We start from the raw sequence: 13798 nt of genomic DNA on the forward strand, positions 1-13798 counted from the left end.
ACCGGGGATCAGGGCGCCGCCCGGCGGGGCGCCGGGCCGGGACCCGTGCGACCGGGCGTGCCGTGGCAGGAAAGGTGGGAAACCCGTCATTGCGGCCGTGACGGCACCGGCGAAGAATCGGTGACATGCCGCAGCGCACCCTCCTCCTCGTCCTCTTCGACGGCGTGCAGAGCCTCGACGTCACCGGCCCCCTCGAGGTGTTCCACGGCGCCGAGACGCACACGCCGGGCACGTACCGCATCCGCACCGCCTCCCTGGACGGCGGCCCCGTGCGCACCTCCAGCGGCCTCACCCTCGTACCGGACGAGGCGCTCACCGAGGTGCCCGTGCCGGACACCCTGCTGGTCCCCGGCGGCCAGGGCACCCGCAGCCCCGACCCGCCGCTGGTCGACTGGCTGCGCACGCACGCCCCGCGCGCCCGGCGCCTGGTCTCGGTCTGCACGGGCGCGATCCTGCTCGCCGAGGCCGGGCTGCTGGACGGCCGCCGGGCGACGACCCACTGGGCCTACTGCGACAAGCTGGCCCGCGACCACCCGGCCGTGGCGGTGGACCCCGAGCCGATCTACGTCCGGGACGGGCACGTCGCCACCTCGGCCGGTGTGACCTCCGGCATCGATCTGGCGCTGGCCCTGGTCGAGGAGGACCTCGACCGGGAGGTCGCGCTCGCCGTGGCCCGGCACCTGGTGGTGTTCCTGCGCCGGCCCGGCAACCAGGCCCAGTTCAGCGCCCAGCTCGCCGCCCAGACCGCACAGCGCGACCCGCTGCGGGACGTGCAGCGGTGGGTCAGCGAGCACCCGGCCGACGACCTGTCCGTCGAGGCGCTCGCGGCCCGCGCCCGGCTCTCGCCCCGCCACTTCGCCCGCGCGTTCCGGGAGGAGACCGGCACGACCCCCGGCCGCTACGTCGACCGGGTCCGCCTGGAACACGCCCGGCGGCTGCTGGAGGACACGTCCGACGGCATCGAGGAGATCTCCCGCGCCAGCGGCTACGGCACCCCCGAGGCCATGCGCCGCGCCTTCGTCAAGACCCTCGGCACGGCCCCGGCCGAATACCGACGCCGCTTCCGCCCTGCCCCGACCAGCTGAGCCACTGACCCCACGAAGCCACTGACCCCACGAAGCCACTGACCCCGCGAAGCCACTGACCCCGCGAAGCCACTGACCCCACGAAGCCATTGAGCCCCGACCCCCATCCCCGAGCCCCGGAAGGGACCCCCGTGCAGATCGCCGTCGTCCTCTACGACCGCTTCACCGCCCTCGACGCCGTCGGACCCTACGAGATCCTCTCCCGCACCCCGGACGCACAGACCGTCTTCGTCGCCGAGCAGCCCGGGGAGATCCGTACGGAGACCGGTGCGCTCGCGCTCGTCGCCGACGCGTCCCTGGCGGAGGTGACGGCGCCCGACGTCGTGCTCGTGCCGGGCGGCCCCGGGCAGAGCGCCCTGATGGAGCACCGGCCGCTGCTGGACTGGCTGCGCGCCGTCGACGCCACCAGCACCTGGACGACGTCCGTGTGCACGGGCTCCCTGCTGCTGGGCGCCGCCGGGCTCCTGGACGGCCGCCGGGCCACCTCGCACTGGCTGGCCGTCGACCAGCTGAGCCGGTTCGGCGCGGAACCGGTCGAGGAGCGGGTGGTCTTCGACGGCAAGTACGTCACCGCCGCCGGCGTGTCGGCCGGCATCGACATGGCGCTCACCCTGTCCGGCCGGATCTCGGGCGACGCCCACGCCCAGGCCGTCCAGCTCGCCCATGAGTACGATCCGCAGCCGCCCTACGACGCCGGCTCGCCCCACAAGGCCCCCGCGGACCTCGTGGAGAAGCTCCGCGCGCGCAGCCGCTTCATCCTGACGCAGTCCAGGTGAACCGCGGCTGCCTGCGCTCCAGGAACGCGGCGACGCCCTCCGCGGTGTCGCCGCTGCTGCGCGCCTGCTCGGCCCAGTGGGCGTCCCGGTCGGTCCGGCCGTTCGCGAACTCCTTCGCCGCGCCCTGGGTCAGCTGGGAGCGCGACACCAGGATCCGGGTCAACTCGGCGACCCGCTTGTCCAGTTCGCCCTCGGGCAGCACCTCGTCCACCAGTCCGGTGCGCAGCGCCCGCCCGGCGTCGATCAACTCGGCGGTGAACAACAGGTACTTGGCGGTGGCCGGACCGACCAGGGACACCAGCCGCCGGGTGGACGAGGCCGGATAGACGATCCCCAGCCGCGCCGGCGTCACCCCGAACAGCGCGCCCTCCTCCGCCAGCCGGAGGTCACAGGCCGCGGCGAGCTGTGCCCCGCCGCCCACGCAGTGCCCGCGCACGGCGGCCAGGGTCGGCTTGGGAAACGCGGCGAGCGCCTCCTCGGCGGCCACGGCCAGTCCCTGCGCCTGGGCGGGTGACCCCTGGAGCGTGGAGATGTCCGCGCCCGCGCAGAAGGTCGCGCCCTCGCCGGTCAGCACCAGAGCCCGCACCGCGGGGTCGCCGGCCAGCCCGTCCAACAGCGGCGGCAGGGCCCGCCACATCTCGGCGGTCATGGCGTTGCGCTTGGCCGGGTTGCGGACGACGACCGTGGCGACGGAGTCGGTGACCTGGTGCGACAGCTGGGGCTCCATGCGCCGGATGCTATCGGCACGCCGGACCGGGCGACCGGGGAGTCCGGGGCGAGCAGCCGGGGGGAGCCGTCAAACCCGTACAACCCGAAGAGTTCGCGAACCGGCGTCCGGGCGACAGGAACAGTCCCGCAACCGACCATGTCATGCGCAGGCGGTCAGAACCGCTCGATAAGCGCTGACTTGTGTTCAGTCCTCCGGAGCGGAGCGCATCGTTACCAACACTCGACGTGTGGTGACAATCGAGCGCGAGGGTGGCGACCGGACGATGGACAACCACGGGCGTGGGGACGGCCCGCGCCCAGCGGGGGGCGCCGAGCGGCCGCCCGATCCACTGCCGTACGAAGGGGTCTGGCGGTTCACCGCAGCCGCCGTGGACGCCTCGGTCCCGCAGGCGCGGCACGCCGTGCGGGACCTGCTGCTGCGCCAGGGTGTGCCGGTCTCCGACGACCTGGTGCACGGGCTGCTGCTGATCGTCTCCGAGCTGGTCACGAACGCGGTGCGGCACGCGGCGCTGCTCTCGCCGGTGCTCGCCGTGGAGGTGGCCGTCGGCGCGGAGTGGGTGCGGGTGTCCGTGGAGGACAACCACCCCTACCGCCCGACCGCCCTGGAGGCCGACCACGCCCAGACCGGCGGCCGGGGGCTGCTGCTGGTGCGTGAGGTGGCCCGGGAGGCGGGCGGGGCGGTGGACGTGGAGCACACGGCGAGCGGCGGCAAGGTGATCTGGGCCGCCCTGCCGCTCAAGCCGGCGGCCCTGCCGTAACGCGGCACGCGCACCGCTCACCAGCCGGCGGACGGGCCCGTCAGCTCCCTGATCGCCGGGCGGGCCGCGTCCAGCACGGTCATGAACCAGGACGAGAAAGTGTCCCGGGCGTGCCGCTCGGCCAGTTCGGCCGCCGTCACGAACGCGGTCTGCCCGACCTCCTCCGGGTCCGGCGCGAGCGGCGCCTGCACCATGCCGACGAACAGGTGGTTGAACTCCTGCTCGACCAGGCCCGAGGCCGGGTCCGGGTGGTTGTAGCGCACCGTGCCCGCCTCGGCCAGCAGTGACGGCGAGACGCCCAGCTCCTCGCCGGTGCGCCGGGCCGCCGCCGCGAAGGGCGCCTCACCGGGGTAGGGGTGGCCGCAGCAGGTGTTGGACCACACGCCGGGGGAGTGGTACTTGCCGGGCGCCCGCTGCTGGAGCAGCAGCCGGCCCTGCTCGTCGAAGAGGAACACCGAGAACGCGCGGTGCAGCTGCCCCGGCGGCTGATGGGCGGAGAGCTTCTCCGCGGTGCCGATCGTCACGCCCTTCTCGTCGACGAGTTCCAGCAAGATCGTCTCCGCGGTGCCGTTCGACGAGCTGTGCGTCTCGGTGGCAGGTGTGATCGGCATACCCATCCTTCGCCTCGGTCTTCGCACCCCAAGTCTGCTACACGAATCCGGCACTCCCGGCACTTCCCGCGCCTCCGCATGTCCCGCGCGGGGCGGCGCCGCAGTGGGATCCGGTAGATCATCGTGCCCGGCACCCCCGCCCCGGAACCGCCCGGGGATGCGTCGAACAGGAGTCCGCAGGGTCAGTGGCAGAGCCGTGCCTCGTGCTCCGCGTGTCCGCCCGGCTCCAGCTGGAACGTGCAGTGCTCCACGTCGAAGTGGTCGCCGAGGCAGCCCTGCAGCTCGTGCAGCATCTTCTCGTTGCCGATCGCGTTCAGCACCTCCGAGCTGACCACCACGTGCGCCGAGAGCACCGGCATGCCGGAGGTGATCGTCCAGGCGTGCAGGTCGTGGACGTCCTCCACGCCGTCCAGGGCCAGGATGTGCGCCCGCACCTCCGCCATGTCCACGTCCTTCGGGGCCGCCTCCAGCAGCACGTCCAGCGTCTCGCGCAGCAGCTTCAGCGTCCTCGGTACGATCATCAGCCCGATGAGGAGCGAGGCGATCGGGTCGGCCTGCTGCCAGCCGGTGGCCAGGATCACGGCCGCCGAGATCAGCACCGCCACCGAGCCCAGCGCGTCCGCCGCGACCTCCAGGAAGGCGCCGCGCACGTTCAGGCTCTCCTGCTGCCCGCGCATCAGCAGGACCAGCGAGACGCTGTTGGCGAGCAGACCGAACAGACCGAACGCGATCATCAGTCCGCCCTCGGTGTCCGCGGGCGTGAGGAACCGCTGGATCGCCTCGTACAGCACATAGCCGCCGACGCCGAGCAGCAGCACACAGTTGGCCAGGGCCGCCAGGATCTCGGCGCGGGCGTACCCGAAGGTGCGGTTGGTGCTCGCCGGGCGGTTCGCGAAGTGGATGGCGAGCAGGGCCATGCCGAGGCCGACGGCGTCGGTGGCCATGTGGGCCGCGTCGGCGATCAGGGCGAGCGAGTCCGCGAGCAGACCGCCGGCGATCTCCACCACCATGATCACCAGGGTGATGCCGAGCGCGACGCGCAGCCGTCCCCGGTACGCCGCCGTGGCCGTCCCCGTGGGCGGCGCATGGCTGTGCGCATGCCCGTGGTCGTGCCCTGCCCCCATGGAGAGACCGCCTTCCGTGTTCCGCCCGGGCCCACAGTGAACTACGGGCGGGGGGTATCGGGCAACGCGGCACTGAACACCGTTGTCATGTGCCCTGACCTGCGGAAACGATCCGCAGGTCAGGGCGGTGCCGCATCAGCGGGCCGGTGCGGCCGCGGGCCCGGTCAGCGCCCGGCGCGGTGCATCTGCCAGCCCTGCCAGGCCGACTCGACCATCTCGTGCACCCCGCGCCGGGCCTGCCAGCCGAGCGCCTCGGCGGCCCGCGCGGCCGAGGCGACCGCGCGCGGCGCGTCCCCCGGGCGGCGCCCCTCCACCACCGCGGCCCGCCGGTCGCCGGTGACCTCACCGATGACCGTGACCATCTCCCGCACGGAGACGCCCTCGCCGCGGCCGATGTTCAGCGTCAGGTCGTCCGGCAGGCCGTCCTCACCGAGCCGCCGCGCGGCGGCGAGGTGCGCCTCCGCGAGGTCGGCCACATGGATGTAGTCGCGGATGCAGGTGCCGTCCGGTGTCGGATAGTCGTCGCCGAAGATCCGCGGCGCCTCGTCGCGGGTGAGCCGGTCGAAGACCATCGGCACGATGTTGAACACACCGGTGTCCGCCAGCTCCGGCGCCGCCGCGCCCGCCACGTTGAAGTAGCGCAGGCACACCGTGGAGATCCCGTGCGCCCGGCCCGCCGCCCGCACCAGCCACTCCCCGGCCAGCTTGGTCTCGCCGTAGGGGTTCACCGGCGCGCACGGGGTGTCCTCGGTGATCAGGTCCACGTCCGGGTTGCCGTACACGGCCGCCGACGAGGAGAACAGCAGCCGCCGGATCCCCGCCTCGGCGATCGCGTCCAGCAGCGTGGCGAGGCCGCCCACGTTCTCCCGGTAGTAGCGGGTGGGCTGCGCCACGGACTCGGCGACCTGCTTGCGCGCGGCGAGATGGACCACGCCCGTCACGCCGTACTCGGCGAAGACCCGCTTGAGCAGGTCCCCGTCCAGCGTCGAGCCCTCGACGAGCGGCACGTCCGCCGGGAGCCGTGCGGGCACGGCGGCCGACAGGTCGTCCAGCGCCAGCACGCTCTCTCCGGCGCCCGCCATGGCCCGTGCCACATGGGCCCCGATGTATCCGGCTCCGCCGGTGATCAGCCACGTCATGGTCGCCCACCCTATGCCGACCCCGGCCGCGTGTCCGTGATGCCAGGGGTTGCCCGGGTCTGGGGCCGCGGTTTGTGGGCCGGGCCCACGATCCCCGATGATGATCGCGGCAAAGGCCGGTGCAGCCCCCGTGGGCCGGGCCGTGAACGGCCGGTGAACACGGTCTTCGGCCCATCCGATAGCCTCTGCCGACATGCCGCCCGGATGCCGCAGGCAGGGCGCCCCACCACGTCAGAGACCGGCGCCGCGCCGGCCGACCAGGGAGTGAGTTCGGTTGCCGACCGCCATCGTCACCGGTCAGCCGGTCCCCGGATCGTCGCTCGAGAGCGATCTGCGGTCCCTCGGCTTCGACGTGCGCGTGGCCGGTGACGCCGCGGAGGCGCGGACGCTGCTCGCGGCCGTGCCCGCCGACCGGCGCGTGGCCCTGGTCGACGCCCGCTTCGTCGGCCACCGGCATGCCCTGCGCCTCGGCCTCACCGACCCGCGCTTCCCGCTGGCCGCCGTCCCCGGCGCCGTCACCGCCCAGCCCGCCGCCCGGCCGGCGCTGACCCGGGCGCTGGACCGCGAGACCTCCACGGGCGGCGGCACGGCGGTCGCCGTGGACAGCCTGGCCGACCGCATGATCACCGCCCTGGCCGCCGACGGCGCGGACGTGCACCGCCCCGAGCTGGGCAGCCTGGTCGCCGCCGTCCCGGCCGACCCCCAGGCCCGCAACGAGGCCCGTCAGGCGGTCGCCGCCGTGGACGACGAGGCCGTCCGCCTGAAGTCGGCCGTGAAGTCCCGCGACGGCTTCTTCACCACGTTCTTCATCAGCCCCTACTCGCGCTACCTCGCCCGCTGGTGCGCCCGCCGGGGCCTGACCCCGAACCAGGTCACCACCGCCTCGCTGCTCACCGCGCTCATAGCGGCGGGCTGCGCGGCGACCGGCACCCGGGCCGGTTTCGTCGCGGCCGGCGTGCTGCTGATCGCCTCGTTCGTCCTGGACTGCACCGACGGCCAGCTCGCCCGCTACGCCCTGAAGTACTCCACCCTGGGCGCCTGGCTGGACGCCACCTTCGACCGGGCCAAGGAGTACGCCTACTACGCGGGCCTCGCCCTCGGCGCGGCCCGCGGCGGCGACGACGTGTGGGCCCTGGCGCTCGGCGCGATGGTCCTGCAGACCTGCCGGCACGTGGTCGACTTCTCCTTCAACGAGGCCAACCACGACGCCACCGCCAACACCAGCCCCACTGCCGCCCTGTCCGACAGGCTCGACAGCGTCGGCTGGACGGTGTGGCTACGACGGATGATCGTCCTGCCGATCGGCGAACGCTGGGCCATGATCGCCGTCCTCACGGCGGTCACCACCCCCCGGATCACCTTCTACGTCCTGCTCGTCGGCTGCGCCCTCGCGGCGACGTACACGACGGCGGGCCGCGTGCTGCGGTCGCTGACGCGCAAGGCGCGGCGCACGGACCGGGCGGCGCAGGCGCTGGCCGACCTCGCGGACAACGGGCCGACGGCCGCCTTCGTGGCGAAGTGGCGCAGCCCGAACACCCGCTTCCACTCGAGTTCACCGTTGCTGCTGGCGGCCATCGGCGTCGTCGCCCTGCTCGCGAACGTCCTGTCCGGCGGCTCCCGCACGGCGGTCGTCGGCGCGGTCGTCTACGTCGTCACCTCCGGCCTCGCCCTGTCCCAGCCCCTCAAGGGCCCCCTCGACTGGCTCGTCCCCCCGCTGTTCCGGGCCGCCGAGTACGGCACCGTCCTCGTCCTGGCGGCCGAAGCCGGGGTGAACGGAGCCCTTCCCGCGGCTTTCGGCCTGGTGGCGGCCGTCGCCTACCATCACTACGACACGGTGTACCGCATCCGCGGGAACGCCGGAGCGCCCCCGGCCTGGCTGGTGCGCTCGATCGGGGGGCACGAGGGGCGGACGCTGCTGGTCACCGTCCTGGCCGCAGTGCTCACCGCCTCACAGTTCAAGGTCGCGCTCACGGTTCTCGCCGTGGTCGTCGCCCTGCTGGTGCTCGCCGAGAGCATCCGCTTCTGGGTGTCCGCTGGGGCGCCCGCCGTACACGACGAAGGAGAACCCGCATGATCGGCCTCGTGCTGGCGGCCGGCGCCGGCCGGCGTCTGCGCCCTTACACCGACACCCTGCCCAAGGCCTTGGTGCCGGTGGGGCCGGAAGGCATGGAGGGCGAGCCCACGGTCCTCGACCTCACCCTCGGCAACTTCGCCGAGATCGGCCTGACCGAGGTCGCGGTGATCGTCGGCTACCGCAAGGAGGCCGTCTACGCGCGCAAGGAGGCCCTGGAGCAGAAGTACGGCCTCAAGCTCACCCTGATCGACAACGACAAGGCCGAGGAGTGGAACAACGCCTACTCCCTGTGGTGCGGCCGTGACGCCCTCAAGGACGGTGTGATACTCGCCAACGGCGACACCGTGCACCCGGTCTCCGTCGAGAAGACGCTGCTGGCCGCGCGCGGCGAGGGCAAGAAGATCATCCTCGCGCTGGACACCGTGAAGTCCCTCGCCGACGAGGAGATGAAGGTCGTCGTGGACCCCGAGAAGGGCGTCCAGAAGATCACGAAGCTGATGGACCCGGCCGAGGCCACCGGCGAGTACATCGGCGTCACCCTGATCGAGGGCGACGCGGCCGCCGAGCTCGCCGACGCGCTGAAGACGGTCTGGGAGACCGACCCCCAGCAGTTCTACGAGCACGGCTACCAGGAGCTGGTCAACCGCGGCTTCCGCATCGACGTGGCGCCGATCGGCGACGTCCAGTGGGTCGAGATCGACAACCACGACGACCTCGCGCGCGGACGGGAGATCGCGTGCCGCTACTGACTCGGCTCATTCCCTCGCCGGTCGTCGTGGACATCCGCCCGGGTGCCCTGGACGACCTGGGAGCCGTCCTCGCCGACGAACGCATCGCCCAGTCCGGCCGGCTCGCCGTCGCGGTCAGCGGCGGCTCCGGCTCCAAGCTGCGCGAGCGCATCGCCCCCTCCCTGCCCGGCGCCACCTGGTGCGAGGTCGGGGGCGGCACCCTCGACGACGCGATCCGGCTGGCCGGCGAGATGAAGTCCGGCCGCTACGACGCGGTGGTCGGGCTCGGCGGCGGCAAGATCATCGACTGCGCCAAGTTCGCGGCGGCCCGTGTCGGCCTGCCGCTGGTCGCCGTCCCCACCAACCTCGCGCACGACGGCCTGTGCTCGCCGGTCGCGACCCTCGACAACGACGCGGGCCGCGGCTCCTACGGTGTGCCCAACCCGATCGCCGTGGTCATCGACCTGGACGTGATCCGCGAGGCCCCGGCCCTTTACGTCCGGGCGGGCATCGGCGACGCGATCTCCAACGTCAACGCGATCGCGGACTGGGAGCTGTCCAACCGCGTCAACGGCGAGAAGATCGACGGCCTGGCCGCCGCCATGGCCCGGCAGGCCGGCGAGGCGGTGCTGCGCCACCCCGGTGGCATCGGCGACAACGAGTTCCTGCAGGTGCTCGCCGAGGCGCTGGTCCTCAGCGGCATCGCGATGTCGGTCTCGGGCGACTCCCGCCCGTCCTCCGGGTCCTGCCACGAGATCAACCACGCCTTCGACCTGCTGTTCCCCAAGCGGGCGGCCGCCCACGGCGAGCAGTGCGGTCTGGGCGCGGCCTTCGCGATGTACCTGCGCGGCGCGCACGAGGAGTCGGCGCACATGGCCGAGGTGCTGCGCCGGCACGGGCTTCCGGTCCTGCCGGAGGAGATCGGCTTCACGGTGGACGAGTTCGTCCGCGCCGTGGAGTTCGCCCCGGAGACCCGGCCCGGCCGCTACACCATCCTCGAACACCTCGACCTCAAGCCGACCCAGATCAAGGACATCTACGCCGACTATGTCAAGGCCATCGGTAGCTGAACTCCGGCCGGTCGTCCACCCCGCCGGGGTGAAGGACCGGCGCAGCGGTGAGCACTGGGCGGGACGCCTGTACATGCGCGAGGTCTCCCTGCGCATAGACCGCTACCTGGTGAACACCAGGGTCACGCCCAACCAGCTCACGTACCTGATGACCGTCTGCGGTGTGCTCGCGGCCCCGGCCCTTCTGGTGCCGGGGATCGCGGGCGCCGTGCTCGGCGTCGTCGCCACCCAGCTGTACCTGCTGCTGGACTGCGTCGACGGCGAGATAGCGCGCTGGAAGAAGCAGTACTCCCTGGGCGGGGTCTACCTCGACCGGGTCGGTGCCTACCTCACCGACGCGGCCGTGCTGGTCGGGCTCGGGCTGCGCGCCGCCGACCTGTGGGGCAGCGGCCGTATCGACTGGCTGTGGGCCTTCCTCGGCACGCTCGCCGCGCTCGGCGCCATTCTGATCAAGGCCGAGACCGACCTGGTCGGCGTCGCACGGCACCAGACCGGCAAGCCGCCGGTCCAGGAGGCCGCGTCCGAGCCGCGCTCCTCCGGCATGGCGCTGGCCCGCCGGGCCGCCTCCGCGCTGAAGTTTCACCGGCTGATCCTCGGTATCGAGGCGTCCCTGCTGATCGTGGTCCTCGCCGTCGCGGACCAGATCCACGGCGACCTGTTCTTCACCCGGCTCGGCACCGCCGTCCTCGCCGGCATCGCCCTGCTGCAGACCCTGCTCCACCTCGTGTCCATCCTCGCGTCCAGCAGGCTGAAATGAGCGTGTCCATGAAGGTCGGTGCCGTCATCATCACCATGGGCAACCGCCCCGAGGAGCTGCGCGCGCTGCTCGACTCGGTCGCCCGGCAGGACGGCGACCCGGTCGAGGTGGTCGTCGTCGGCAACGGCTCGCCCGTGCCGGACGTCCCCGCGGGCGTGCGCACCGTCGAGCTGCCCGAGAACCTGGGCATCCCCGGCGGCCGCAACGTGGGCATCGAGGCCTTCGGGCCGGGCGGCACGGACGTCGACATCCTGCTCTTCCTCGACGACGACGGCCTGCTCGCCCGCACCGACACCGCCCGGCTGTGCCGCGAGGCGTTCGAGGCCGACCCGAAGCTCGGCATCATCAGCTTCCGCATCGCCGACCCCGACACCGGCGAGACCCAGCGCCGGCACGTGCCCCGGCTGCGCGCCTCCGACCCGATGCGCTCCTCCCGGGTCACCACCTTCCTCGGCGGCGCCAACGCCGTCCGCACGAAGGTCTTCGCCCAGGTCGGCGGCCTGCCGGACGAGTTCTTCTACGCCCACGAGGAGACCGACCTGGCGTGGCGGGCCCTGGACGCCGGCTGGCTCATCGACTACCGGTCCGACATGGTGCTCTACCACCCGACGACCGCTCCCTCGCGGCACGCGGTGTACCACCGCATGGTCGCCCGCAACCGGGTCTGGCTGGCCCGCCGCAACCTGCCCGCCCCGCTGGTCCCGGTCTACCTCGGGGTCTGGCTGGCGCTGACCCTGCTGCGCCGCCCCTCCGGGCCGGCCCTGAAGGCCTGGTTCGGCGGCTTCAAGGAGGGCTGGACCACCCCGTGCGGTCCCCGCCGCCCCATGCGCTGGCGTACGGTGTGGCGGCTCACCCGACTGGGCCGGCCCCCGGTCATCTGACAAGCTCGACCGTGAGGGGTCGCGCATGGCGCGGACACGAAGACGTAACGACGCACCCGAGGACGAAAGCTTCCACCCGTGAGTGAGACAACGCATGACGGCACGGTCGCGGTGACCGCCGCCCCGTCGCCCGACGAGGGACTGACGGCGCAGCAGCTCGCCGCCAGGTACGGGCTCGCCGTGAGCGGCGCCCGGCCCTCGCTCGTCGAGTACGTCCGTCAGCTGTGGGGACGACGGCACTTCATCCTCGCCTTCTCCCAGGCGAAGCTGACCGCGCAGTACAGCCAGGCCAAGCTCGGCCAGCTCTGGCAGGTGGCGACCCCGCTGCTGAACGCGGGCGTCTACTACTTCATCTTCGGCGTCATCCTGCACGCCAGCCGGGGCATGTCCCAGGACGTCTACATCCCGTTCCTGGTGACCGGCGTGTTCGTGTTCACCTTCACGCAGAGCTCGGTCATGTCCGGCGTCCGTGCGATCTCCGGCAACCTCGGCCTGGTGCGAGCCCTGCACTTCCCGCGCGCCTCGCTGCCCGTTTCCTTCTCGCTGCAGCAGCTCCAGCAGCTGCTGTTCTCGATGATCGTGATGTTCATCGTGGCGATCGGCTTCGGCAGCTACCCGGGGCTGTCCTGGCTGCTCATCGTGCCGGTGCTGGCGCTGCAGTTCCTGTTCAACACCGGGCTCGCGCTGATCGTGGCCCGCATGGGCGCCAAGACGCCCGACCTCGCCCAGCTCATGCCGTTCATGCTGCGGACCTGGATGTACGCCTCCGGCGTCATGTTCTCCATCAACAAGATGATGGAGGGGCGGTCCGAACTGGCGGTCCGGCTGCTGCAGGTCAACCCGGCCGCGGTCTACATGGACCTGATGCGCTACGCGCTCATCGACGGCTACGGCGCCTCGAACCTGCCGCCGCACGTGTGGGCCATCGCCCTGTTCTGGGCCGTGGCCGTCTTCGCCGGCGGCTTCGTGTACTTCTGGAAGGCGGAGGAGCGGTACGGCCGTGGCTGAGCGAAACCCCCAGGTCGATGCCGCCCGGCGGCCGACCGTCATCGCGGACGACCTGCACATCGTCTACCGGGTCAACGGCGCCAAGACCGGCAAGGGCAGCGCCACGGCCGCGCTCAGCCGCATCCTCAGGCGGGGCTCCGACGACGCGGCGCGGGGCGTGCGCAAGGTGCACGCCGTGCGAGGCGTGTCCTTCGTCGCCTACCGCGGCGAGGCCATCGGCCTCATCGGCTCCAACGGCTCGGGCAAGTCCACCCTGCTGCGTGCCATCGCCGGCCTGCTGCCCGCCGAGAAGGGCAAGGTCTTCACCGACGGCCAGCCCTCCCTGCTCGGCGTCAACGCGGCGCTGATGAACGACCTCACCGGCGAGCGCAACGTCATCCTCGGCGGCCTGGCCATGGGCATGTCCCGCGAGGAGATCAAGGAGCGCTACCAGGACATCGTCGACTTCTCCGGGATCAACGAGAAGGGCGACTTCATCACCCTGCCGATGCGCACGTATTCCTCCGGCATGGCGGCCCGGCTGCGCTTCTCCATCGCCGCCGCCAAGGACCACGACGTTCTCATGATCGACGAGGCGCTGGCCACCGGCGACCGCAAGTTCCAGAAGCGCTCCGAGGAACGCATCCGGGAACTGCGCAAGGAGGCCGGCACCGTCTTCCTCGTCAGCCACAACAACAAGTCCATCCGCGACACCTGCAACCGCGTCCTGTGGCTGGAACGCGGTGAGCTGCGCATGGACGGGCCCACCGAAGAGGTCCTCAAGGAATACGAGAAGTTCACGGGCAAGTAGCCGGTTTGACCGAGGGCCCCGCCGGAACCCGCCCGGCGGGGCCCCGCGTCTGCAAAAGAAGTGTCAACTCCGTGCGTCCTTAGGAATCTTGACGCCAATCGGTGTGTTGTTGTGATGCGCGGGACACCCCGCCGGACCGACGTGCGTTGTACAACGTAAGCTGTACCGGTCCCGGAAAGCGGCAAGTGGGGCGATAATGCGCGACACCCTCCGCCGGGCGACCCCGCGGAGGGCCAGGCGGCGTGTCCGAAATAGTGTGTATCGGATC

At 72.2% G+C, this 13798-nt stretch carries 14 protein-coding genes; 10 read left to right on the forward strand and 4 right to left on the reverse strand.

The genetic code is table 11. The features are described from left to right. Positions 1-125: 125 nt before the first annotated feature. Positions 126-1085, forward strand: coding sequence for a GlxA family transcriptional regulator (locus ACZ404_RS28585; RefSeq protein WP_468444750.1), 960 nt, complete (start codon positions 126-128; stop codon positions 1083-1085). A gap of 131 nt (positions 1086-1216) precedes the next feature. Further along, complete coding sequence (locus tag ACZ404_RS28590) at positions 1217-1861, forward strand: DJ-1/PfpI family protein (protein WP_468444752.1); 645 nt, start codon at positions 1217-1219, stop codon at positions 1859-1861. Here ACZ404_RS28590 and ACZ404_RS28595 read toward each other — a convergent pair. Further along, the gene (locus tag ACZ404_RS28595) at positions 1839-2588 is read right to left on the reverse strand and encodes an enoyl-CoA hydratase/isomerase family protein (protein ID WP_468444754.1); all 750 of its coding nucleotides are present in this window, start codon (positions 2586-2588) and stop codon (positions 1839-1841) included. The genes ACZ404_RS28590 and ACZ404_RS28595 overlap by 23 nt on opposite strands. 265 nt (positions 2589-2853) lie before the next feature. On the opposite strand from ACZ404_RS28595, the gene ACZ404_RS28600 reads away from it, so the two are divergent. Further along, complete coding sequence (locus ACZ404_RS28600) at positions 2854-3348, forward strand: ATP-binding protein (protein WP_468445060.1); 495 nt, start codon at positions 2854-2856, stop codon at positions 3346-3348. A 17-nt stretch (positions 3349-3365) separates the two neighbouring features. Here ACZ404_RS28600 and idi read toward each other — a convergent pair whose 3' ends face one another. The 3 genes from idi to galE all read right to left on the reverse strand — a co-directional run bounded on the left by idi (position 3366) and on the right by galE (position 6222). Beyond that, positions 3366-3959: an isopentenyl-diphosphate Delta-isomerase gene (gene idi / locus ACZ404_RS28605; protein ID WP_468444756.1), complete on the reverse strand. Its 594-nt coding sequence runs from the start codon at positions 3957-3959 to the stop codon at positions 3366-3368. Between the two features lie 182 nt (positions 3960-4141). Then, a complete protein-coding gene (locus tag ACZ404_RS28610; protein WP_468444758.1) occupies positions 4142-5083 on the reverse strand; it encodes a cation diffusion facilitator family transporter in 942 nt (313 codons plus the stop codon). A gap of 164 nt (positions 5084-5247) precedes the next feature. Next, complete coding sequence (galE, locus tag ACZ404_RS28615; protein ID WP_468444759.1) at positions 5248-6222, reverse strand: UDP-glucose 4-epimerase GalE; 975 nt, start codon at positions 6220-6222, stop codon at positions 5248-5250. A gap of 274 nt (positions 6223-6496) precedes the next feature. On the opposite strand from galE, the gene ACZ404_RS28620 reads away from it, so the two are divergent. From ACZ404_RS28620 to ACZ404_RS28650, 7 genes are all read left to right on the forward strand, one after another. Then, positions 6497-8296, forward strand: a complete 1800-nt coding sequence (locus tag ACZ404_RS28620) for a DUF5941 domain-containing protein (protein ID WP_468444761.1) — start codon at positions 6497-6499, stop codon at positions 8294-8296. Continuing rightward, the gene (locus ACZ404_RS28625; protein WP_468444763.1) at positions 8293-9045 is read left to right on the forward strand and encodes a phosphocholine cytidylyltransferase family protein; all 753 of its coding nucleotides are present in this window, start codon (positions 8293-8295) and stop codon (positions 9043-9045) included. The genes ACZ404_RS28620 and ACZ404_RS28625 overlap by 4 nt, the downstream gene beginning before the upstream one ends. Then, positions 9033-10094, forward strand: coding sequence for an iron-containing alcohol dehydrogenase family protein (locus ACZ404_RS28630; protein ID WP_468444765.1), 1062 nt, complete (start codon positions 9033-9035; stop codon positions 10092-10094). The genes ACZ404_RS28625 and ACZ404_RS28630 overlap by 13 nt, the downstream gene beginning before the upstream one ends. Beyond that, positions 10072-10851 (forward strand): CDP-alcohol phosphatidyltransferase family protein, encoded by a 780-nt coding sequence (locus ACZ404_RS28635; protein WP_468444767.1) that lies wholly within the window; start codon positions 10072-10074, stop codon positions 10849-10851. Before ACZ404_RS28630 ends, ACZ404_RS28635 begins: the two co-directional genes overlap by 23 nt. A gap of 8 nt (positions 10852-10859) precedes the next feature. Further along, positions 10860-11732: a glycosyltransferase family 2 protein gene (locus ACZ404_RS28640; protein WP_468444769.1), complete on the forward strand. Its 873-nt coding sequence runs from the start codon at positions 10860-10862 to the stop codon at positions 11730-11732. Between the two features lie 78 nt (positions 11733-11810). Next, positions 11811-12740: an ABC transporter permease gene (locus ACZ404_RS28645; RefSeq protein ID WP_468444771.1), complete on the forward strand. Its 930-nt coding sequence runs from the start codon at positions 11811-11813 to the stop codon at positions 12738-12740. After that, complete coding sequence (locus tag ACZ404_RS28650) at positions 12733-13530, forward strand: ABC transporter ATP-binding protein (protein ID WP_468444773.1); 798 nt, start codon at positions 12733-12735, stop codon at positions 13528-13530. The genes ACZ404_RS28645 and ACZ404_RS28650 overlap by 8 nt, the downstream gene beginning before the upstream one ends. Positions 13531-13798: the final 268 nt, after the last annotated feature.

The organism is Streptomyces sp. NPDC030798 (genome assembly GCF_055572275.1).

Bases quoted from the DNA above. Each gene is read 5' to 3' on its own strand.
- ACZ404_RS28585 (WP_468444750.1), top strand. From the start codon at position 126: ATGCCGCAGCGCACCCTCCTCCTCGTCCTCTTCGACGGCGTGCAGAGC.
- ACZ404_RS28595 (WP_468444754.1), bottom strand. From the start codon at position 2,588: ATGGAGCCCCAGCTGTCGCACCAGGTCACCGACTCCGTCGCCACGGTC.
- ACZ404_RS28600 (WP_468445060.1), top strand. From the start codon at position 2,854: ATGGACAACCACGGGCGTGGGGACGGCCCGCGCCCAGCGGGGGGCGCC.
- idi (WP_468444756.1), bottom strand. From the start codon at position 3,959: ATGCCGATCACACCTGCCACCGAGACGCACAGCTCGTCGAACGGCACC.
- ACZ404_RS28610 (WP_468444758.1), bottom strand. From the start codon at position 5,083: ATGGGGGCAGGGCACGACCACGGGCATGCGCACAGCCATGCGCCGCCC.
- galE (WP_468444759.1), bottom strand. From the start codon at position 6,222: ATGACGTGGCTGATCACCGGCGGAGCCGGATACATCGGGGCCCATGTG.
- ACZ404_RS28625 (WP_468444763.1), top strand. From the start codon at position 8,293: ATGATCGGCCTCGTGCTGGCGGCCGGCGCCGGCCGGCGTCTGCGCCCT.
- ACZ404_RS28635 (WP_468444767.1), top strand. From the start codon at position 10,072: ATGTCAAGGCCATCGGTAGCTGAACTCCGGCCGGTCGTCCACCCCGCC.
- ACZ404_RS28640 (WP_468444769.1), top strand. From the start codon at position 10,860: ATGAAGGTCGGTGCCGTCATCATCACCATGGGCAACCGCCCCGAGGAG.